The organism is Novosphingobium sp. ZW T3_23 (genome assembly GCF_044987305.1).
GTDB lineage: Bacteria > Pseudomonadota > Alphaproteobacteria > Sphingomonadales > Sphingomonadaceae > Novosphingobium.
Map to the genome: position 1 here is coordinate 1 of NZ_JBJDRF010000076.1, position 20,718 is coordinate 20,718.

General features: G+C 59.0%; 19 protein-coding genes and 1 pseudogene. 9 read left to right on the plus strand and 11 right to left on the minus strand.

Annotated elements, in window-relative coordinates; translation table 11 throughout:
• Positions 1-887: 887 nt before the first annotated feature.
• The 4 genes and pseudogenes from ACI3K3_RS23365 to ACI3K3_RS23380 all read right to left on the minus strand — a co-directional run bounded on the left by ACI3K3_RS23365 (position 888) and on the right by ACI3K3_RS23380 (position 3,451).
• Positions 888-1,091 (minus strand): hypothetical protein, encoded by a 204-nt coding sequence (locus tag ACI3K3_RS23365; protein ID WP_404918136.1) that lies wholly within the window; start codon positions 1,089-1,091, stop codon positions 888-890.
• 462 nt (positions 1,092-1,553) lie between these two features.
• Positions 1,554-1,950, minus strand: a pseudogene (locus tag ACI3K3_RS23370) (integrase); the annotation flags it as partial.
• Positions 1,951-2,078: 128 nt separating this feature from the next.
• Positions 2,079-2,366, minus strand: a complete 288-nt coding sequence (locus ACI3K3_RS23375; protein ID WP_404918138.1) for a helix-turn-helix domain-containing protein — start codon at positions 2,364-2,366, stop codon at positions 2,079-2,081.
• A 200-nt stretch (positions 2,367-2,566) separates the two neighbouring features.
• Positions 2,567-3,451: an energy transducer TonB gene (locus ACI3K3_RS23380; RefSeq protein WP_404918140.1), complete on the minus strand. Its 885-nt coding sequence runs from the start codon at positions 3,449-3,451 to the stop codon at positions 2,567-2,569.
• A gap of 819 nt (positions 3,452-4,270) precedes the next feature.
• Between ACI3K3_RS23380 and ACI3K3_RS23385 the strand changes: the two genes are divergently transcribed.
• Positions 4,271-4,561 (plus strand): hypothetical protein, encoded by a 291-nt coding sequence (locus ACI3K3_RS23385; RefSeq protein WP_404918142.1) that lies wholly within the window; start codon positions 4,271-4,273, stop codon positions 4,559-4,561.
• Here the strand turns inward: ACI3K3_RS23385 and ACI3K3_RS23390 are convergent.
• A protein-coding gene (locus tag ACI3K3_RS23390; RefSeq protein WP_404918144.1) for an IS5 family transposase occupies positions 4,551-5,311 on the minus strand; the annotation gives its coding sequence in 2 pieces (ribosomal slippage) (positions 4,551-4,978 and positions 4,978-5,311; 762 coding nt in all). The two genes, ACI3K3_RS23385 and ACI3K3_RS23390, sit on opposite strands and share 11 nt — an antisense overlap.
• Before the next feature lie 84 nt (positions 5,312-5,395).
• Here ACI3K3_RS23390 and ACI3K3_RS23395 point away from each other — a divergent pair.
• Positions 5,396-6,664: an ArnT family glycosyltransferase gene (locus ACI3K3_RS23395; RefSeq protein WP_404918146.1), complete on the plus strand. Its 1,269-nt coding sequence runs from the start codon at positions 5,396-5,398 to the stop codon at positions 6,662-6,664.
• 106 nt (positions 6,665-6,770) lie between these two features.
• Here ACI3K3_RS23395 and chrA read toward each other — a convergent pair whose 3' ends face one another.
• Together chrA and ACI3K3_RS23405 are read right to left on the minus strand one after the other, a co-directional pair.
• Entirely contained in the window at positions 6,771-7,961 is a 1,191-nt protein-coding gene (gene chrA, locus ACI3K3_RS23400) for a chromate efflux transporter (RefSeq protein ID WP_404918148.1), read from the minus strand.
• Positions 7,962-8,288: 327 nt separating this feature from the next.
• Entirely contained in the window at positions 8,289-9,851 is a 1,563-nt protein-coding gene (locus ACI3K3_RS23405) for a phospholipase D-like domain-containing protein (RefSeq protein WP_404918150.1), read from the minus strand.
• Between the two features lie 88 nt (positions 9,852-9,939).
• Here ACI3K3_RS23405 and ACI3K3_RS23410 point away from each other — a divergent pair, with 88 nt between their 5' ends.
• Entirely contained in the window at positions 9,940-10,353 is a 414-nt protein-coding gene (locus ACI3K3_RS23410; RefSeq protein ID WP_404918152.1) for a tyrosine-type recombinase/integrase, read from the plus strand.
• A 292-nt stretch (positions 10,354-10,645) separates the two neighbouring features.
• On the opposite strand, the gene ACI3K3_RS23415 is transcribed toward ACI3K3_RS23410, so the two are convergent.
• From ACI3K3_RS23415 to ACI3K3_RS23430, 4 genes are all read right to left on the minus strand, one after another.
• Complete coding sequence (locus tag ACI3K3_RS23415) at positions 10,646-11,626, minus strand: hypothetical protein (RefSeq protein ID WP_404918154.1); 981 nt, start codon at positions 11,624-11,626, stop codon at positions 10,646-10,648.
• A 70-nt stretch (positions 11,627-11,696) separates the two neighbouring features.
• On the minus strand, positions 11,697-11,852 hold the full coding sequence (locus ACI3K3_RS23420; RefSeq protein WP_404918156.1) for a hypothetical protein: 156 nt from the start codon (positions 11,850-11,852) through the stop codon (positions 11,697-11,699).
• A 23-nt stretch (positions 11,853-11,875) separates the two neighbouring features.
• Positions 11,876-12,211 carry a hypothetical protein gene (locus ACI3K3_RS23425; RefSeq protein WP_404918158.1) on the minus strand — a complete coding sequence of 112 codons (336 nt, stop codon included), beginning with the start codon at positions 12,209-12,211 and terminating at the stop codon, positions 11,876-11,878.
• 627 nt (positions 12,212-12,838) lie between these two features.
• Positions 12,839-14,209, minus strand: coding sequence for a Fic family protein (locus ACI3K3_RS23430; RefSeq protein WP_404918160.1), 1,371 nt, complete (start codon positions 14,207-14,209; stop codon positions 12,839-12,841).
• A 502-nt stretch (positions 14,210-14,711) separates the two neighbouring features.
• Here ACI3K3_RS23430 and ACI3K3_RS23435 point away from each other — a divergent pair.
• From ACI3K3_RS23435 to ACI3K3_RS23460, 6 genes are all read left to right on the plus strand, one after another.
• On the plus strand, positions 14,712-14,846 hold the full coding sequence (locus ACI3K3_RS23435) for a hypothetical protein (protein ID WP_404918162.1): 135 nt from the start codon (positions 14,712-14,714) through the stop codon (positions 14,844-14,846).
• 62 nt (positions 14,847-14,908) lie between these two features.
• Positions 14,909-15,847, plus strand: a complete 939-nt coding sequence (locus tag ACI3K3_RS23440; RefSeq protein WP_404918164.1) for an HAD family hydrolase — start codon at positions 14,909-14,911, stop codon at positions 15,845-15,847.
• A 380-nt stretch (positions 15,848-16,227) separates the two neighbouring features.
• Positions 16,228-16,968, plus strand: coding sequence for a DUF5131 family protein (locus ACI3K3_RS23445; protein ID WP_404918166.1), 741 nt, complete (start codon positions 16,228-16,230; stop codon positions 16,966-16,968).
• On the plus strand, positions 16,968-18,134 hold the full coding sequence (tcmP, locus tag ACI3K3_RS23450; RefSeq protein WP_404918168.1) for a three-Cys-motif partner protein TcmP: 1,167 nt from the start codon (positions 16,968-16,970) through the stop codon (positions 18,132-18,134). Before ACI3K3_RS23445 ends, tcmP begins: the two co-directional genes overlap by 1 nt.
• Before the next feature lie 613 nt (positions 18,135-18,747).
• Positions 18,748-19,530 carry a DUF5131 family protein gene (locus ACI3K3_RS23455; RefSeq protein WP_404918170.1) on the plus strand — a complete coding sequence of 261 codons (783 nt, stop codon included), beginning with the start codon at positions 18,748-18,750 and terminating at the stop codon, positions 19,528-19,530.
• 20 nt (positions 19,531-19,550) lie between these two features.
• Positions 19,551-20,594 carry a three-Cys-motif partner protein TcmP gene (locus ACI3K3_RS23460; RefSeq protein ID WP_404918172.1) on the plus strand — a complete coding sequence of 348 codons (1,044 nt, stop codon included), beginning with the start codon at positions 19,551-19,553 and terminating at the stop codon, positions 20,592-20,594.
• Positions 20,595-20,718 lie beyond the last annotated feature (124 nt).

A 20,718-nucleotide genomic window follows, 5' to 3' on the forward strand; every position in this document is an offset into this window, starting at 1 on the left:
ACAGGCACCCTTCAAAAGGCGCCTCCTGCGTTCCGGCATCGGCTACGGGCTACGCCCTTCGCCAATCCCGGAACGCAGGATTCTCATCATGTTTGTCGCGCTTTCTCACCCTGAATGTCGCGCGACAAGCATCAGTACGCGTGGCAGTCGCTCGAGAAGCGCTCTCCATTCGGCATGATCTAGGACCTGCGCCGATTGGGCGAGATCAGGCACGAGCGGCTCTTCGCCTTCTGGGAGGAAGGTTAAGGCTCCGCTACATCCCCGCCCAGCGTCTTCAGCCCGCGCGGAGTCAGGCGTTATAATCGCTGCAAACTAAAGATCGTGTGCGCCCAAATGCTTCTTTGACATCGCCGTCGCCGTGGTTCGCGCCGGTGGTGCGTTTTGACACTCACCGGTGCCCCCTTGGTGCGACCCGACGGGATTTAAGGCCTCCGTAGAGCCTTGCCAGGGATTTTAGAAATCATAACTCGCGAAGGCGGTGATCGCTTTTCCTATCGCCCGGCAAACAGCGACCAGCGAAAAACGCCCCGCCCCAGCGGGGCCGGGGCGGGGCAGTTGTGTAAAAGGATTCGCGAAAAGCTCGTTCCTCGGGTCGCGGAGATTTCCTGCCCTATAAATTCCCGTCGATCTATAATCAGGGTTAACCCTGCAGCTCATCCAAAAGGAGTAGCTCAGGCTCGGATTTGCGACGGACATCGTGTTTGCATCAGCTGGTCCGCCGCCCTGGGCCAAGCGGCAATGATGCCGTCGTGGCTCCACGGCATACGCGGACCTTTTTCATCGCAGTGCGTTCATGACGCCGGCACGATCATGACCTTAGGTGAGCGGGTTCTGATTTAGGCCGATGCGTTCGCAGGATTGAAGACACCTCATTGATCCGACCGCACCTACGCGGCGGATCTGCGATAGGTATCCTCAGAAGCCTGCAGATCGCGTGTCCAGCTCTTGATCTGATCATTCACAGCCCGGTGCAGCGCCTGCAGGCGTCGAGCATCCTCCTGGCCTTCGGCCCCTTTGGCTTGGGCAATTGCAATGGCGATTTCCAGGCGCTCGCGCTCTTTCCGGAACAGGCTGAAGAGTCTCTCCGACATAGTTATACTCCCGACCCATCATGCGTGCGCATACCTGACATGATGTCGTCAAAGCTGACACCTCGTGATTTCCCGGACGGTCGCCAAAAATTGGCCCGGCTAGCTACCAGAGGCGCCTCCGAGGCCCACGAAGCGAGAATCGCCTGTTTCACCTCCGGTTCGAGTTGCGGACGTTCGACGGGTTCATAGGGATGACGAAATTTGGTGAGGGACATTGAATTGCCTCCTTTCTTCCAACTCTCCTCTGTGTGACGGACGAAGCGTCATCGAAAATATGATAATTGCAGCCGTCCGGGTCAAGATCGTACCGCCTTGTCACTTACCGCTGCTCGATCCAGATCGTACAGCTCCGGCGCAGCACGATGTGGAACTCCTGAACGGCGCGGTCGGCTTGGTTCCCGTGAAACGAATTCGGCAGATTTCACCAGCCTACTTCGCCTGGCGCAGGGCGGGAAGCGGCGCCGTGCTGATATGCTCAGTGTGATCCGTGCGACTGGGGAAGACAAAGTCATCGAGCGATCCACCGCGGAGTTCAAGCCATGTGAGCAGGCTCGCGCGAGTATCGTCCATCAGCTCGAACTGGACGGGTCTGCCAGTCTTTTGCTGAACACAGTGGTTCGGGTTTTTCCCGTTACACGCAATAGCGCTGATCTTGATCTTCACCAGGTCCCAGCACGCACGACGTGCTATCGATAGCGAGATCGAACAGGGCCCGATCTCGAACCCGTCCATGTTGGTCGAGAAAAAAGCTTACGGCCCAGATTTGGCGGAGTTTGAGCGCGCGCTTCGCGCCCACCTTGCGCCCGGCGTTCCACGAAACTCGCTCGCGAGCGGCGGGATCAAATTCTGATAATCCCATGACACATCTCCTAAGGCCATGACGGCATCAGGTGGGACGCATCAGAACAGGCCCCGCCTTCCTCGCCGCAGCGCTCAACTCGCCGACTGCCAGTGGACACGGATCGCAGGCTTATCCAATGGCCATGATTAGCGTAGGAGTTCACGAACCAGTGAAGGCCGCTTTGCGATCATCGCCAGCAGCACCTGAGCGGGGCCGGTAGGGCGGCGGCGCCCGTGTTCCCAGTTCAGCAGTGTGCCCTTGGCTACGCCAATGCTGCGAGCGAATGCGCCCTGAGACAAACCGGTGCTGGCTCGGATTGCCGCTACGTCGACGACGGGAACTTCCACTCGGTGGACGACCGCTCCAGCGTCCTTGCCTTCGGCAAAGGCAAGAGCCTCGGTCAGTCCCTGCTTGATGCTTTCAAAGACACTCATGAGGGATCTCCGTAATGCGCGAACAGCAGCTTGCCGAGTGCGACGAGTTCGGCCTGCTCGCTCTTGCCGAGGTTGTCCTTCTCTTTCTTCCCGATAAACGCCGACCAAGTGTCGCGCCAACTTAGCCGTTCTCAGGTAGCTGACCGGCTCCGCAAAAGCGGGCGTTCCTTGTCTCGATCATACAACGCGCGCAAGAGCTCCTATCGTGGGCGAAAAAATTCCGGGGTGGCGAAGACAATCGCTGTCATAAAATAGGACGGCACGGGCTGCTGATGCTCGTTAAGAGCGGGGGAATAGCGGGCGTTTTTCATCACGATATCACATGCATTGACTTCGAACCCAGGAACGCCATCGGTCGGCAATGTCTTGCATTCCGTCGGCGCCCCGGTTGCGTTGACCATTACGCGTAGGTGTAGGCGCGCAATCCCACCTAGGCTCCGAACTGCTTGTGGCGGGTCGTCGGCTGTGATCAATGCATTCACGGCGTCGGAGTTCAGCGCCTTGACAGGACGGGATAGGTTCGCCTGAACATTTGGGTCCAGGCCCCAGCTTGCGAGCAGTTCGTCTGTGCAATTACGCATTGCGTTCATCGTTGGTCCAATCGATCCTGTATCCAAAACCAGATCCTGCTTGCCGACGCTGATGCTGATCCGGCGAATGCTGCCTTCCAATGCAGCGTCGGGGTAGGCTTGATCTGCTTCTTCAAGCTGGCCTAACGACATATTGCTATTGAAAATGATTGCCGGGCCATGTGCCTCCAGCACGCCAGAGGCGAGCGGCAAGAATGGCAGCGGAGCGCCTGACCCATAAGCAATGAATATGTCCCGCGCCGATCTGAACTTCGACACTGGGGGCCCGGCGAGGGTGAAGTCGAAATTGTATCCTGGCGAGAAAGAGCGCATGCGCAAAAGCAGATTATCCTTTGCTCCCGCGAACTGCCGCGAGAGGATGCAACTGTCCTGCGCCGGTGACACGGTCCAAGGCGATGTTGGTTTTAGTACGTTTTCTGGTTTCTGCGCCAAGGCCGCGCCATGGCCTAACGCCATGGCGGTGATCAATGCGGCTGCAACATACCCTGTCTTCAAGTTATCCCCTTGACGAAAAGACCCCTGCTTCGACCTCGTATGCCGCCCAGTAGGTGAATTTTACGGGCTGCGAGACAGCCATCGAATAATGGATATTGGGCAGTAGCAACCTAATGAACTTGATCGCAATCGGAGAATTGGGAAAAGCTTAGCCGGTTTGAGCGCCAGACAGGCATGGCCAGCCTCGGTGCGATAACCTAGCGTCCTGATGAGTTACAAGAGCGTCATAGCGAAAGGACTGCTTCCCTCAAGGCGGCATCCGATAGCATTCAGGAAGAAAACGCCCCGGCTTGTTCGTCGCGCAACCGACTGTCACAGATCAGCGACCGGTCGCATTAAGCGGTACTCGCCGCTCGTGGGTATGCTCGTTGCGGCGGGAAAGTCCTCACGATCCGGCGTTCGACTTCAACGGAACCGACCCTTCCCGGTCGTTCAGCCGCCGATTTAGCGTTCCCAGGTTCGGACTGGCCGGTAACCGACAGGTCGCGACCGACTCACGCCGTTTTCCGGCGCGCGCTTGAATGGCCGCCGCTCCCGAATCTGCGATTCCCTGCCCATTGAGCGGTCGGGCGGTAGTGCGCCCCTGACTATGACTAATGAGGTTCCAATGACCTGCCATTCAAGTCGCCGGTGGATCGACAACATCAGTTGATAGAGAAGGTGTAGAATGTGGGCCCTGGAATGGTATTCCTAGCAAGATGTTGTTTATCGTGGCCCCATTGGCGAGCCGGCGTCGCGCAGCATTCAGGAATGACCTGCCACCCAACCCAGCAGGATAGGCCGCTAATCCTGCCATTTCCCAACAGGCAGCAGTTTAAAATGAGGGTGTTCACGTTCATGATGGCAGAGGCGAGAAAGTCCCGGATACTCGGCGATCCGGCAGCGTTGATTCCAGCGCTGGTCGTTTTCATCGCCCACGCTTGGCTTGGCGCGCGGTACGACCTTTTCAGGGACGAGTTATACTTCATCGTGTGCGGGCAACATCCCGCCTTCGGATATGTGGATCAGCCGCCGGCCGTGCCGTTGATGGCCGCCGCGCTGTTCAAGCTGGGACTTGGTGCCTGGGGCGTGCGACTGCCTGCAGCACTAGGCTCAGGACTCATTGATTGATCCAAAAGATGAGAGTTGCGGCGATGCAGATGGCAGACATGAATGTGTGCGCACATCGATCGTAGCGGGTATGGATGCGTCGCCAGTCCTTGAGCCTGCCGAACATGTTCTCGATCTTGTGGCGCTGGCGATATAGGACGGCATCGTGTGGGATCGGGACCTTTCGGTTCTTCTTTGACGGGATGCAGGCAGCGATGTCGCGCTGTGCGAGCGCCTGACGGAACCAGTCGGCGTCATAGCCTCGATCGCCGAGCAGGGCTTTGGCGCGGGGCAAGGCGTCGAGCATCAGGGCTGCGCCTTTGTAGTCGCTCATCTGTCCCTCGCTCAGGAGCATGACCAACGGTCTGCCCTGGCCGTCGCATACGGCATGGAGCTTGGAATTCAGGCCGCCCTTGGTGCGTCCGATACGTCTGGGAACAGCCCCTTTTTGAGCAGGCTGGCCGCTGTCCGGTGTGCCTTGAGATGCGTCGCATCGATCATCAGCTGGTCGGGCCTGCCGCCTTTCGCCGAAAGAGCGGAAAAGATCTTGTTGAATACTCCGAGCCGGCTCCATCGGATGAAGCGATTGTAGATCGTCTTGGGCGGACCATACTCGGCGGGCGCATCGCGCCATCGCAAACCGTTCCTGATCACGAAGATGATACCGCTGACGATCCGACGGTCATCTACCCGAGGCACGCCATGCGATAACGGAAAATACGGTTCGATCCGGCGCATCTGCGCCTCCGAAAGCCAGATCAGATCACTCATGGCCACGCCTCCTCGCGCCGCCATTGAATCAATCAATCTCCATCTCCGCAAGCAATTTAACAGGTCCTGAGCCTAGCTGCCGGATTGCTGGTCTGGCTGGCGGTTCGCTTTGCCCGCCTGCTGGGTGGGAGCGGCCTCGCCATAGCATTGACCGCGCTTTCATGCGCCATCGCACCGATGCTTATGGGCATGGCCGCCACGCTCAACACATCAACGTTCGATCCGCTGGCGTGTACCGTTATCGCTTACCTGCTGACCAAAGCGCTCCGGGAGAACGACAACCGCGCCTTAGCGCTTGCCGGTCTGGTTGCGGGGGTAGCGCTTGAGATCAAGTACGCGATGGTGTTCTGGATAGTCGGACTGACAATCGGTCTGTTACTTACGCCCGAGCGGCGCATCTTGCAGCGCCCTGCGTTCTGGGTGGGTGCGGCAATTGCCGCCGTGATCGCAGCTCCCTCGTTCGCGTGGCAACTCCTTCACGGGTTTCCTTTCCTCGAACTGGGCGCGGCAGCCAAAGGAAAGAACGTGGATGTGGCGCTGGCGCCTTTCATGGTCAATCAAGCCTTTGTGATGAATCCTTTGTTCGCTCCATTGTGCATCGCTGGACTTATCGCACCATTTCTGGTCGCCCGACTGAGGGACCTGCGCTTTGTAGGCATCGGGGCAATCGTCGTGGTGATCATCGTCAGGTTGGGCCACGGCAAGGACTATTATCTGGCCCCGGTCTATCCCTCACTTTTCGTGATCGGCGCAGTTACGCTCGCCCCGCTTGCCATGGGGCGCCCTGGCAAGGCGATCGCCGGTATCGCAATGGCTTGCGCCGTCGTCATTTCCGCACTTGTCGTCCCGATGGCGCTACCGGTTCTCTCTCCAGCGACGCTCGCCAGCTATATCGGCCGGGTCGGCTTCGCTCCCGCGCAACAGGAGCGCAGCTTCAAGGGTACCGTCCTGCCGCAGGTTTTTGCGGACCAGTTGGGCTGGCGCGATTTCACCGACCAGGTTGAGGCAGCGTGGGATCGCATTCCCGTCTCGATGCGCGCGGACACGGGGATCAAAGTCGACAATTACGGTGAAGCTGCAGCGCTCGATATTTACGGCCAGCACCTGCCTCCCGCGCTTACAGGCCACAACCAGTATTTCCTGTTGGGCCTGCGTGGTCAGAACCCGCGCAATCTGCTCATCGTTCAGGACAATCCGGCTGCCCTCATGCCCTACTGCGAAAATGTGACCCTGCTAGGCAAGACTTGGTCCCGATATGCAATGGCGTACGAGAACGGCAAGGTGATCGCACTTTGCGAAAAGGTAAGACCGCCGCTCATACAGCTTTGGCCCGGTCTCAAGAACTTCAGCTAACACGGCCACTTTTGCCTAGCTTCCATGGCGTGAAGCGAGATTGCACGAGCGTTATGATCTGAAAAATACTTCAGATTTCGGGGCGAAAAGCGGCCCGGGAACTCGATCATAGCGAAGCGACGGCACCGACTAATGCGCCGGAGGCCAGTATTGCGGGCGTCACCCATGCTCCCTTCAAGCGCCATGCGGCGATCAAGGCGAGGCAAAACAGCGTCAGCGCCATTGGCAGCGAGGAAATGCGCAACCATGCAGCCTCACCCAGCTGCAGGGATGTAGCGGCGATGATGCCGACCACTGCAGCCGCAACGCCCTCCAGTGCTCGTTGAAGCGCAGGATGATCGACGATCGCTTCCAACCGCTCGTAGAAAATGAGCGAGAAGGCAAATGCAGGAAGGAACATCCCCGCCGTGATCGCCAGCGCGCCGGGGAGCGCGCCCGCAACATAGCCGACGAATGTTGCGAAGATCACGAGCGGAGCAGGAAGAATTCCTGCCAACGCGATCCCGTCGAGAAAGGTGGCGTCGCTCAACCAGCCCCGTCCCACCGTGTCGGCGCGGACATAGGGAATTGCGGAATAGGCACCGCCAAAGGTCAACAGCCCGCCCTTTAGGCCGGCGATGAAGAGGGCAATGGCTGTTGTGGGCTCGTGAGAGATGGTGGGAGCCGCTTGTCCGCCGGGGAGCAAATGGAGACAGGCGGCCAGGCCTGCGGTGAAGACAGCGAACGCGACGGCCAGACAGGGCCTGTAAGCAAATGCATAAATTACCGCGCCGGCAATGAGCGGCAACCAGAACGGCATATTCATCAGTGTGAACAGCGCGCTGCCCGAGGCGATCGCCCATGTCAGCCGATCCACAAGGATATGCTCGCCAATCCGGAAAACGGCGCGCAGGATGATCGCGAGTACAGCGATCTGGACGCCCAGAAGCGGCCCGCTCCACATTCCGTGTCCCGCTATCCAAGTGACATAGACCCAGCCAGCTAGCAGCATCAGCGCGAATCCGGGCAGCATGAAACCCAGCCCCGCCAACAGCCCGCCAATCCGGCCCCGCGCAACGATGCCGAGGTGGACGCAGAGTTCGTGGGCTTCAGGTCCTGGGAGCACTTGCAGGATCGCGAGCAGCTTGTTGAAGCGGGAGCGGTCAATCCACCGCTCCTCCTCGACCAGTGACTGACGCAGCATGGCAATCTGGGCTACAGGCCCGCCAAAGGCGAGGAAGCCAAAACGAAGGAACTTCAGAAAAAGTGTGGAAAGGCTGATCGACGGGAGACGCTTGTCAGTGCCCATGTAATCCATAAACGCTCCTCGACCGCAGACGCGGCAAACGGAGCGGACTTGGACGGATGCCGTCTGATCGGGCGCCCGCATTGCCCGATGGAAAACTTATCGTTGAATGCAGATGCCGCGTCAATGACTGCTTTTCACACCGATCCCACCGTTTCGTGGGTCATTTAAGGACCATAGAAATGGCTACGCCCAAGGCGTTGCGCGTTTTGCGAACGACCCTCTGTGGACACTCAGCCTCCGATTTTCCGTTCCCCGCTGCTGCCCGTCTGCTTTCTCATCTTCGGTGCTAACAATCCAGGTCGCTAGTTGTGCGCCGGGTCCTTCAAGGAAAGTTCGTCATCGCCTTGACGACCTGACCAGCAGGGATACCGCAGCAACTGCAAGCAGTACCCCTGCGCCAGCTGCCACCGCATCGATCAAACGGCCTTCGCCATGAACGGGCAATTTGCCGGGCCGCAGCCTTTTCAGGAGACCTGTGCGCTGCGACAGCGGTTCGAACATTTCCCCTGGCCCCTCGGGGTCGAGCACCTTGTTATCGGCGAGCCATGCCCGTACGGCGTCGAGTTCCGGCTCCTCATAAGGACGCAGGGAACGGCCAAGCCCTCGCAGTTTTTCGATCGCGGCGATCAGGGATCCCGTTTCCCTGACGGTAGCCTCGATCGTTTCGCAATCGGTGTCGAGATGCTCGGCCAAAAGCGCGTCGCGGATGCCCAGGATCTTGTTACGCACATCCTGCCCTACGGTCATCTCGGCATCGATGACGACATCGCATTCGGTATCGAGCCGCAAGGAGCGATTGTTGAAATTCGAGGAGCCTACCCGCAGCACTTCGTCGTCGACGACCGTCACTTTGGCATGGACGTAGATCGGCGCTCCCCCGGCAGTGTAGGGATGATACAACCGCAGGCGCCCGTATGGATCCTTGGCATTCAGCGCCTCGACCAACCGCGCGCGGGCGGAATCCATGGCGATCGGTTCAAGCCACCCGTCGGCGCTGACGGGATGTACGATGACAAATTCCGGTCCATCGGGCTCAGCCAGCCGTTTGGCGATAGCCTCCGCCACCTTGCGCGAGGCGAAGTACTGGCTTTCGGCATAGAAGCTTTTGCGAGCGCGCACGATAAGGTCAACGTAAAGCGCCTCGATGTCATGGCGCGGGTCCTGTTTCGCCATTTCCGGCACGGTCAGCGCGATGCCGACATCCACGTCTTTAAAGTCGGCCTCGAAGCCATCGGGCCAGCAAGGACCGCGTCCTTGCTCTTCCGAAAGCTTCCCACCCCCGGCCAGCTCCCAGCGCCCGCGGCACATATCGCCCGAGGCGCGTGCGGCCGGCCCTTCCAACAGTGTCGTCACATCGTGCCACGGTTTGTAAGCAGTCCCGTCAGGTTCAACCCGTCTCGGCTCGTCATCGGCATGCGCGGAGGTGTCCCATCTGTCGACGGTCATGTCGATGCCGCCACAGAACGCCACCTCGTTGTCGATCACCACGACCTTTTGGTGATGAGACCCTGCCGGGGGATGGTGCCCATCGAGCCTGAGATGAATTTGCGGATCCCTGATCCAGCGCCCCAGACGGATCAGGGTGCGCGCATGAAACAAGGTCTTGAGCGCGCCCGTGTCCCAGCGCAGGATGTAAACCTGCAGCCCCGGCGTACGGCGTACCAGCCAACTCAGGAATTCGCCGATTTGCGGCGGGCCGCCATCATCGGTGTCTTCGCCAAACCGGATACGGGCATCAAAATCCCAGCCCACCAGAAGGATTTGCTTTTGTGCCTTCAGCATCGCAGATCTGGCGGCCTTGAAGTAATCGTCCGCATCCACGATGACGCGTGCACGATCGGCTCGCTCTATCCGCCAGCAGTTGTGATCGCACTGCAGCATGGCCTTGTCAGTTCGCATAAAGAGAGCCCTCGCAGAGCAAGGCTGTCATGCCAAGCCTTCTCTTGGACGGGAAAGCGATTGCCCGCTAAAGGGCATCAACGGCGCCGTGTCAGCGCTGCGCTTCCTGTTCAACGTCACGCTCAAGCGACGCGATCTGTCGCAAGCCCTATTTATCACTCGCATCGTACCGCGACTTCCCGAAGTGCTGAGCATCGAGGAGGCCGTGCGGTTGGACCAGTCGGCGCCGGGAATAAAGTACCTGGCGGCGCTGGGCGTGGCTTATGGTGCGGGCCTGCGCGTTTCCGAGGTCGCCCACCTCACGGTCGACGATATCGACAGCACCCGCATGCTGATCCGCGTAGAACAGGGTAAGGGAGGCAAGGATCGCAACGCCATGCTCTCGCCCCAGTTGCTCGAACTGCTACGGATGTGGTGGCGCGAGGGCAGGAAGCGCGGAGTCCTGTGGGAAGCGGCGTTAAAGCGCTTCCTCCGCCGGCGTGATGGCATCGGGGGCCCTTGAGAACAGCTCCAGCATTGCCGGGAAACGGCTGTCGGACGGTTTCTGGAAGCGGTAGAATTCCCTTTCGCCAGAACTGCGTTCACTGTGCTGATACCCGCCCTCCTTGACGAAGGCCCAGAACCGCTCTCCAAAAGCAGCGTCGAGGGCTTCGACGAGGATGACGATGTCATATCCTTCGTAGCGCGGAAGTCGAACCCCACTTCCTCCATCACGACCTCGCAGGCGCCGCCGCCGATCAAGACATATTGCTGCGAGAAGCCCTCGAAGTGGGCCCCGAAGATGTCGAGCCCCTTCACAGTCCAACCTGCCCCAGCAAGGCATCGCGCGCCGCGCCTATCCGGTCGTCACTGGTTTCCGGCAGGCTGAGCCAAAGCGAAATCGGGTCAACGAGGTTGCCTTCTCCAAGCAAGGCAGGATCATATGTCCAGGTTTTAAGTTCAATCTCGGCCTCCTGCCAGCCAGCAGGATGATCGAGGCCATAGCGTTTGGCCAACGCCTTCCAGGCACTGGCCGCGATCGCACGAGTTTCAATCCGAGGATGGGACAGGTCGGTACGCTCTGCGAGGGCCGTCTCCCCCGCGAGCAGCATTTCGGGGATGCCAGTGACCTCGCGGACACGTCGACGCTTACGGACCGGGCTGCGCAGCAAGGGCCTGACACGATCCCAGAGAGCAAAACGCGACACCTCGAACCGGACCTCCCGGAAGCGACCATGCGGGGCTACGGAGACCAGACCCAGAGTATCGACCTCATTGATCGCCCGGCCCATGCTCATCGCACTGTAGCGAAAGAGGCTTGCAAGCGCGGAGGCCGTCGTGCCGCTTTCGATCTTGTTGAGCAGGAACGCCAGAATGATGAGCTGTGCCGTCGGTGTGAGCGCCTCGGGAGACTGTTCGCGCTCACTTCGGAAATGCTCTCGAAGATCCATCGCCAGTACGGGTACGAACAGCTGGTTGCCCGGTACGATGAAGGCGACATGGTGGCCGATCAGGCGATGGCGGTTGTGATTGCTGACACGGTCGCTCAAGAGAATGATCAGGCGATCTGGATACCGCCTCTTCAACAGCTCGTGATGCTTCGTTAAAGTGGCAGGCGTGTCGTCATGCTCGCCGGTCTGGATGGTCAGGATACAGGATCGGCCAAGGATCTCTGCATCGATGAGGCTGTAACGGGCGCCAAGGAATGCCGGTAGGGTCGATATGTCGATCCCGCCCCGGACATGCAGGCCGGTCTGGAGCACATACTCCACATAGGTCCGCGCCTCATTTAGCAACGAGGCCTCCTGCTCATTCCTAAACACTAACATCAAAATGCACGGTAACAGTGTTTATGTTAGTGTGCAGTCAGGTGTTATCGTTGAAGCCCTCATTTCCTCCTCTTGCGATCAGTCGCCCCTCGCCCGCCTTGAAGGAGAGCTGGATCCACACCGGCCCGCTATCCAGCGGACGCAAGGGCAGGACGCATTTCCCTTGTTTGTCGCTATCGACAGGCCAGTTCATCCGAACAATTGTTCGAATCGTGGCTAATTCCCAGCTTCTACATCTCTTTGGAGAAGCCATCGGTGACATCGGTCGGCATGCACAAGATAGTCAGTCCGGGCGCTCTGCAGTTCTGTTAGCGTGAGGGGCGTGACGATCTCGATATTGTTGGCGTGTCGCCGGTTGCTGAAACGTCTGAGAAGCCACTGCTCCATTCGAAAAGCGTCTCTCGCGGTATTGAACAGTTGATGGAGCTTGGTCTTGTAGCGAAGCCCACCGATAGCGGGCATCGCCGCATGATTGAACGTGCGCTCCCGCTGCAACCAGTCGAATGCCCAGCCGATCTTGATCACTGACTGCTTCGCTCCCTCGATCTGCATCGCATAAGTGAACGCCGGCGCCCGCCGCATGTGCATGATGCCGGTTCGCTTGGTGGTCGGGGCCGGGCGGCCTTGCGTCGCGCCGCATCGGCCCCTTCCACCCGTGCGCGGGAGGCAATCGCACTGAGTAGCCCGACTTCGGCCCCTTGGGAGCGCAAGGATCGAATCCGCCTCGTCGGGCTCCAGCCGGACAATTCCCTGTGCCGAGTCCATGTGAAACCGTCGCGTCGTTATGTCGGTCAGCAGCGGTCGCGGATCATCGAAACGCCATGCATGAACCAACTCCAGCCCGAAGGGCCATTTATAGTTGCCGGCAATCAAGATCCTGCAGCCCGCGGATCAGATCATAGTCGAGCGAGCTGACAACATGCCGGGTGGGTTCCATCAATCCGAGAATGCGACCTTATTCATCTTCATCGGTCTCGGCACCCTTGGTTCCCACAATCACGACCAAATCGCTTGGTTCTAGCGTCGATCTGGCGTTAATCCGCCAGCCGTTGGTGCTGAACTGCCGCGGCCCGGACGGAACGCTGAACCCCCATGTTTGGCCATATACAACGTCACGCCCGAGCGCCCTTCTTGAGGCCTGGAAAGCGGTCGATCGCAGGTGAAGATTTGTCGGGGCGCTCATGCCGGGCTCCAGATCAGACGCCATGCCGCGAATTCCGAAGGGCGGACTTGGTAGCGCGCGAAATTGCCCTCGTGCAGGCCAAGCAACTCTGTCTCTGCAACCTCGGTAAACTGCTCCTGATCTGCCGTTGGAATGGTCTCGCGCACAATCTCGGCAAGGTGCGCGCGCGCAGCCATTCGGTTCATCGGGGCGCGCACAACATCGCGGATGATGTCTCGCAACCCTTCGCGGTAGCGCAAGCGAAAGGGGTCCGGTTCACCCGTCGATTGGCGAACGGCCGCATAGCGTCCTGCTGATCGCTCATAGGCCCAGAGGAATACGTCACGCAGCAGAGACGTGTCGTTGCGTTCGTACACGCCAAGCGTAGCGCTCGTGTAGAGATCGCCTGGGACCTCGGTAAACGACAGCGGCGCAAGGTTCGCCCTGATCATCGGAATGTTGGCCGCGAGTCGGGAGACTCGTTTGGTCACATCGTCGAAGGGCTGAAGGTAGGGAAGTTGAACCATGACGAAGAAGGCTTGCTCGAAGGGATCCGTAATGGCTGCAGCAGTAGCGAGGATCTGATCAAAGCATTCCTCGATGAGGCCGGGCACTCCCAGAGGATGGAATGTCGAACCGTCGATGCCGACGATAATGTGACGTAACCGACCAAGCGCCGTAGGGTCGGCCAACAGGTTGTTGGCGAGCAACGCGTGCAGATTGAGGATCGTATAGCGATTGAAGCCGATATCGTCGGCGTTGGCGACGAGAAACTCAATCGCGTCCTTGTGGTTGAGGATCATCTGCGCTTCGAGTGGCCCGCGGCCCTCGGCAGCCTCCCCGAAATCGAGCAACCGCCGGGTGTCGAGCAGCGAATAGGTGTTGCCTTCGAGCCGGCTTGAGTTCCACGCCAAGTCGATCAGCAGCCTGTTCATGATTTGCTTCGCGTAGGTTCCGGCGGCTGCGGCCTCGATCTGCGGTTTGCCGACCACTGCCAGATGTTCGCGATGCTCTTGGGTGAGATAATATGTTTCGTTCGGCCGGTAGCCATCCAGGAAGCCGCGATCATAACCGACCGGCAGGCGAGCCGCCACAGGCTGGCGGACATAGGCCAGGACCGCTTTGCCTTCGGGCGACATTGGGACGATGTCGGCCGCGTCAGGTTCGGCAACAGCATCACCAACAAGATGGTAACGGGCGGCACGCCCGTCTCCGGCAAGCCGGAGGCGACCGGCATCAACCAGCGCACGAAGGCGATATTGGAGAGTGCGACGGGCACCAGGCGCGGCCAGAACTTCAGTAATCTGCGCAGTTGATGCACCGCTCGGATGTTGCGCTACTGCTGCCTCGATCGCTGCCAGATCGCCTTCGGGAATCGGCCGTGCCACACAAGCTCCTTAGTTGCGCGAAACATGAAACGCGCAACTAAATGAGTCAGTGCGCAACTAAGTAGAGATTTGCGCAATCACATTCGGATTCGCGCAATATCAGCCTGAGCAAAAGGCTCTCTTCTGCGAGCGGCCGGAAAGTCCCAGGTCGCGGCGTTCGCTTTCTGCCAAAACGACCCCTTCCGGTCGTTCAATGGGCGATTGCCGATCCCTAGGTGCGGACCGGCAGCTATTCCGGGCGTGTCGACCAATTGTCGCCGTAGCGGTTAATCTCCTGAATGTCGTCGATGGCTGGAAGCCGCCTTTCCCTTGAACGGCGTAGATGTTGAGACTTCGACGCCTGCGCGGAGCAAATGCCAACATTTCTGGCCATTCTATCAGGGTGCAGGTTTCATGCCGAACTCCGAGGAAGCCCCGCGCTATTAGGGATTAGCCCCGATGGTCCTTCCGCTGGAGGTCGTGTGAACTTCTCTGACGATTCGATGCAGAAGTGGAGGCGACCATGTCGGACGAGAAGCCGAATACCTTGCACGGAATCAAGGCAGTAAGAACGCTGAAACAGAACATCGATCCCGAGAGAATCCGAGGAGACATCAATCAGATGATTGATGAGGTGCTTCAGCATCGCAGCAAATGAGACACGCCGGGTTGCGGCGCGCTTCAGGAGTATAGCTTTTCAGCCGGTTCCGGGAGAAACCTATGACAACTCCACTTTCCACCTGGATTGAAGGAGCAGCAAAGACTGCAATTCTTCGTTTTGTTGAACGGGTGACCGACGTAAATGGAAGTGAGTTTGTCCCGGCCGAAGATCGGATCGCGACTTTCGATAACGATGGCACGCTGTGGTGCGAGCAGCCTCTTCAAACCCAATTCTTTTTTGGGCGGGATCAGCTTCAAAAGATGGCGGCCGAAGATCCAGGCCTGAAAGAGCGCCAGCCATACAAGGCGTTCCTCGAGCACGATATTGGGAGAATCAAGCAGGTTGGAAAGCAGGGCTTTTTTGAAGTCGCTTCGGCCACGCACGCGGGCATGACTGAAGACGATTTTCACGTCCACGCACGCGATTGGCTGGTTCACGCAAGAAATCCCACAAACGGGCAGCGTTTCGTCGATCTGGTGTATCGCCCGCAGCTCGAGCTCATGGAATATCTAAGGCAGAATGGCTTTCGCGTTTTCATCGTGTCAGGTGGGGGGATCGACCTCATTCGTGCATTCTCTGAAGAGGTCTACGGGATCGCTCGCTCGCAGGTTGTTGGGTCAAGCGTCAGGACCCGAATGGAAGTCTCCGACGGGAAAATAGGCTTGCTGAAACTTGCGGAATTGCAAAGCTTCGATGACCGGGAAGCTAAGGTGCAGAATATCGCTCTTCATATTGGTCGCCGGCCGATCTTCGCATTTGGGAACTCCGACGGCGATCTCGCGATGCTCAGATACACGTCATCGGGAAGCGGACTGCGACTGGCTCTTCTGCTTCACCATGATGATGGACAGCGGGAGTTTGCTTACGATCGGGACTTTGCCGTAAGCCCTTTAGCAGAGGCTCTCGATCGCGCGGAAGAATTTGGCATCACGGTGGTCAGTCTCAAAAATGACTGGAGCGAAGTTTATGCTGAACAACGTTCATTCGGGCGAAAATGAAATCGAGTGTCCTATGACCGGTATGCTGCGGTGAGCTGCCATTCCGCCCTAGGTAATGAACGTCGCCTAGTCCCAAGCCCTTCCTATCACGGCCGGCCCCTGTCGGTCGTTTAGCCGCCAAATTTGGTTGCCCGGGTGCGGACGGTCCTCTGCGCATGGCTCGCGCGTTGCAAGTGCAATTTCATATTTTAGCGAATTGGTCCGGTGCAGTCTTCTGTCCAGCCTTTTGATGCAGTGCCGTATTTGGCCCCGCAGGTAGCACATCATGGCTGGTCCCAGTTTACTCCCACGGGTTCACCCATTTCAGCGACACCGCCTATCAGCATTGCAACGCAAGCAAAAATGTGGCATTGTTCCATATATGTTCCTGTGGGGTAAGAATGTCAGACGGCAGCGCTATTGAATGGACCGATGCGACGTGGAACCCGGTAACCGGTTGCACGAAGATCACCGCAGGCTGCGATAACTGCTACGCCGAACGTTTCTCCGAACGCTGGCGCAACGTTGCCGGACATCCATTTGAACGCGGCTTCGATCTAGTTCTGCGACCTGAGCGCCTTGAACAGCCAATAGCGTGGAAGCGGCCACGAATGATCTTCGTCAACTCGATGAGTGACCTCTTCCACAAGAAGGTTCCGGGCGAATTCATCGACCGTGTGTTCGAGACCATGGAAAAGGCGGACTGGCACGTGTTCCAGGTGCTAACCAAGCGCAGTTCGCGCATGCGCGACTACCTCACACGGCGATACCGCGACGCGACACCGCCGGCGCATATCTGGCTGGGAGTTTCAGTCGAGAACGGCGCTTCAGGCGCGCGGATCGAGCATTTGCGCCAATCGCCTGCAGGCGTTCGGTTTCTATCCGTCGAACCGCTCATCGGTGCTGTCGGCGAGGTCGACCTTCTCGGAATCCACTGGGTCATTGCGGGCGGCGAGAGCGGGCCCGGAGCGCGACCGATGGCGATTGAATGGGCGCGAGAGATCCGCGATCAGTGCACTGCCCAGGGCATCGCCTTTTTCTTCAAGCAGTGGGGCGGGATCCGGCCGAAGTCAGGCGGGCGGGAACTCGACGGGCGAGAGTGGAACGACCTTCCCGTCGCAGTGGCTTCGCGAGCCGCCTGATGCGTCCCGATCTGTCGAACTACGCTGGCCGGGAACAGGCCTATGTGAAACATCACTTTCTGGCCGACTATGTCGAACGGCTGGTGTTCAAGGTCGCCAGTGCTTACCCGGATGTCGTCTACATCGACGGCTTTAGCGGTCCCTGGAAAGACCAGGGTCAGAATTTCGAAGACACCTCGTTCGGCATTGCACTTGAAGCGCTCCGAAAAGCCAAGGCCGAATGGAAGCGCATAAAAGGGGTGGACGTCACCATGACGGCGCTGCTCGTCGAGCGCGATCCGGAGGCCTATCGCCGGCTGCAGGATGTGATCCCCCTCTATCCGGACATCCGTATCAAGACCTTCCACGGCGAGTTCGTTCCGCACATCAAGAACCTGATGGCGACGATCCCACCACGCGCCTTCACTTTCATCCTGATGGATCCGAAGGGGTGGACGATCGACATGAACGCGGTTGCGCCGCTCATCAGCAGGCCGAACACCGAGGTCGTGCTCAACTTCATGTTCGACTTCATCAACCGGTTTGCCACGATCGAACAGCCCGCGATCCAAGCAGGCCTTGATGCCCTCCTCCCGCGTACACACTGGCGTCAGCGAATGCCAGAACGCGATCTTGGTGCCTCGGAACGGGCGGCTGACATCCGTAAGGATATCCTGGTGTCGGCCATCTGCGAGGTGATTGCCCGGCTCGGCCGGTATCCCTACGTCATGGAAACGCCCGTACTCTATCCCACCAAGGATCGCACATTCTACTCCCTCATCTATGCGACGCGCAGCGACGTTGGGATCGAGGTGTTTCGCGAATGCCAGCACGACGCCCTGAAAGCCCAGGATATCGTGCGAGACCAGCTCAAGGCCGACAGACGGGCACAGGCGACACTGATGAACGACATGTTCGCGGGTGCGCCGACAGGCAACGAATTTGCCACCAAGTGGATGGCGGAGCAGGAGCAGGCCGCGCGCGCCGCACTGCTTGCCATGATCCCTGAGGCACCAGCTTCGATCCGGTATGGAGACGTCTGGCCGGCAGTTCTTGCCAAGCATGGTGTCCGCTCTCGAAGGCTGGCGCGCATCGCGGCAGAACTGCGTTCAGCCGGAACGGTGAAATTCCTCGACTGGGCGCGACGTAAGCAGGTCCCGGATGACGATTACCGGGTGCAGCGCTGAGGCGGACGGGCGCGAGCCAGCCCGTGCCGAAAGGCAGACTTTGTAATCGCTAATCGATCGAGATCGTATCGGAGATGATCGCCTCGAAAGCGGGGAATAGCCTGAGCTCGTCCGGCAGCCTTGGCGCAAGGAAGCAATGCGGCACACGCACAGGTCCGCCACTCACGAAACCGAGGCTCAGCGTCTCATCCTTCCCTCGCCTGCAAGGTTTCAGGCGCCGCAAACGATCGCCTGGAGCCGCTGACGAGAGCAGCGCAGAAACCGTGCGCGACTTAATCTCGGCGCCCGGGCACGACCAAGGTCGCGGCCTATTTCGGCGCTGTCGAATGACAGGCGATCACGCCGGCTACTCCGCATCCTCCCAAAAAGTAAACCTCTGAATAACCTAGCCGTTGATTATCGAAGTGACAGGAGTCAACAAGGCTGGCATTGCAGGCGCACCCTATCTCGTAATGCGATTTCTCTATGTTTCCAATTTCGTCACAACCCTGGCTATCCACCCGAACGACCCGGGGGCCTGACGTGCGTCTACCATCCGGTCTAGTCGCCGCTGTGGCCGCAACCTTGGATCGTCCCGACATTGCTCGGGTAATGACGAAGGGGGAGAAGGGAATTGGCTGAAACGCAGATCGAATGGACCGATGCAACCTGGAACCCGGTCGCCGGCTGCACGATCGTCTCGGCAGGCTGTACCCACTGCTATGCCATGGAGATGGCGCGCCGCCTCGAAGCGATGAAGATCGAAAAGTATGCCGGCCTTACGCGCAAGAGCGGCAAGCGGACCATCTGGACCGGTATCGCCCGTGAGGATCACGCCTCGCTCAACATTCCCCGCAAATGGAAAAAGCCGCGCAAGATCTTCGTCAATTCGATGAGCGATCTCTTCCATGACGACGTCAGCGATGAATTCATCGTACGCGTCTGGCAAGTGATGCGCGAGACCCCGCGGCACTCCTACCAGATCCTCACAAAGCGCCCCGAGCGCATGGCGCAGCTGCTCAGCACCTTCCCCGGAGCGGTTCTGCCCAACGTATGGCTCGGCACCAGTGTCGAGGACGCAGACGCCGTCAGCCGGATCGAGCACCTGCGCCAGGTTCCCGCCTCGATCCGCTTCATCTCCTTCGAGCCGCTGATCGGACCCGTCGGAGATATCGATCTTTCGGAAATCCACTGGGCAATCGTCGGCGGCGAGAGCGGGCGATCCGCCCGGCCGATCCGGGAGGAATGGATCGACGAGATCCACGATCAGTGCTGCGACTACGAAACCGCCTTCTTCTTCAAGCAATGGGGCACCTGGGGGAAAGACAACAAGCGGCGCTCGAAGAAGGCGAATGGCCGCATATATCGGGGGCAAACCTGGGATGAAATGCCCCAGGTGGCACACATGCATATCTGAAAAAGGGCGATCAGGGGCGAATGGTCGAAAAGGCGTATGAATGGGCCGACGGTGCGACGCTCGAGGAGCATTCGAGGCGCAAGCATCGGATCCTGCGTGAGTATTTCACTCAATATCTGAGGGTTCGCCTGGGGCACCCCCAGCAGACAAGGTTCCGGTTCTCGATCGTCGACGGTTTTTCCGGAGCCGGCAAATACAAGTGCGGTTCGCCAGGATCACCGCTCATCTTCGTCGAGGTACTTCGAACCGCGCTCAACGAGGTCAACATCCGGCGCGCCGCCGAGGGCCTCGCCCTCGTCGAGATCGAGTGCCTCCTCATCCTCAACGACGGAGAAAGCGAGGCCATCGAGCTCCTGAAGCAGAACATGGCCCCTGCGCTGGCGCTGGCACGCCAGGAATGTCCCAAGCTTCACCTTCGCACTCAATACCTCAATGGCCGGTTTGAAGTCGTCTACCCGCGGATCGAGACCTTGCTTGCGAACGATGGCTATACCAACGTCGTCTTCAACCTGGACCAGTGCGGGCACAGCCACGTTCAGCTGAGCACCATCATGGCGATCATGCGCTCGCGCCGATCGGTCGAGATATTCTATACCTTCATGATCGAAGCCTTGCTTGCCTTCCTGCGCAAGAGCAATCCCAGACTCCTGGCCCAACAACTCAGCTACCTTGACCTTGCGCCCAATGACCTTGTGGCGCTCGAAGGCGCAATGAGCCGGAAGGAGTGGCTCGGCGCCGCCGAACGCATAGTCTTCGAAGCCCTTGGTACCAGTGCCCCCTATGTGAGCCCATTCTCGATCCACAACCCCAACGGCTGGCGGTACTGGTTCGTCCATTTCGCAAATTCCTACCGGGCGCGACAGGTTTACAACGACATCCTTCACAACAACGCATCGCAACAAGCGCATTATGGGCGACCCGGCCTCAACATGCTCAGTTACAATCCGCGCGACGAAGGTTCTCTTTACTTGTTTGACGATCTGGGGCGTCAAGACGCCAAGGACCAGCTGATGGAAGACATCCCTCGGCTCGTTGCCAAGGCAGGTGATACCCAGGGTGTTTGAACCGCCCCGGGATTGCCGGAGGCCAGTTTTCTTAAATTAGGCAGCCAGTGGGACGTCGTCCAGCATGGCGTAGTAGCGTTGCTCGGCTTCGACGGGCGGGATGTTTCCGATCGGCTCCAGCAGG

Excerpts from the sequence above, each read along its gene's own strand:
- ACI3K3_RS23365 (WP_404918136.1), bottom strand. The coding sequence starts at position 1,091 with ATGTCGGAGAGACTCTTCAGCCTGTTCCGGAAAGAGCGCGAGCGCCTG.
- ACI3K3_RS23375 (WP_404918138.1), bottom strand. The coding sequence starts at position 2,366 with ATGAGTGTCTTTGAAAGCATCAAGCAGGGACTGACCGAGGCTCTTGCC.
- ACI3K3_RS23385 (WP_404918142.1), top strand. The coding sequence starts at position 4,271 with ATGAGGGTGTTCACGTTCATGATGGCAGAGGCGAGAAAGTCCCGGATA.
- chrA (WP_404918148.1), bottom strand. The coding sequence starts at position 7,961 with ATGGATTACATGGGCACTGACAAGCGTCTCCCGTCGATCAGCCTTTCC.
- ACI3K3_RS23405 (WP_404918150.1), bottom strand. The coding sequence starts at position 9,851 with ATGCGAACTGACAAGGCCATGCTGCAGTGCGATCACAACTGCTGGCGG.
- ACI3K3_RS23420 (WP_404918156.1), bottom strand. The coding sequence starts at position 11,852 with ATGAACTGGCCTGTCGATAGCGACAAACAAGGGAAATGCGTCCTGCCC.
- ACI3K3_RS23425 (WP_404918158.1), bottom strand. The coding sequence starts at position 12,211 with ATGCAGATCGAGGGAGCGAAGCAGTCAGTGATCAAGATCGGCTGGGCA.
- ACI3K3_RS23435 (WP_404918162.1), top strand. The coding sequence starts at position 14,712 with ATGTCGGACGAGAAGCCGAATACCTTGCACGGAATCAAGGCAGTAAGA.
- ACI3K3_RS23440 (WP_404918164.1), top strand. The coding sequence starts at position 14,909 with ATGACAACTCCACTTTCCACCTGGATTGAAGGAGCAGCAAAGACTGCA.
- ACI3K3_RS23445 (WP_404918166.1), top strand. The coding sequence starts at position 16,228 with ATGTCAGACGGCAGCGCTATTGAATGGACCGATGCGACGTGGAACCCG.
- tcmP (WP_404918168.1), top strand. The coding sequence starts at position 16,968 with ATGCGTCCCGATCTGTCGAACTACGCTGGCCGGGAACAGGCCTATGTG.
- ACI3K3_RS23460 (WP_404918172.1), top strand. The coding sequence starts at position 19,551 with ATGGTCGAAAAGGCGTATGAATGGGCCGACGGTGCGACGCTCGAGGAG.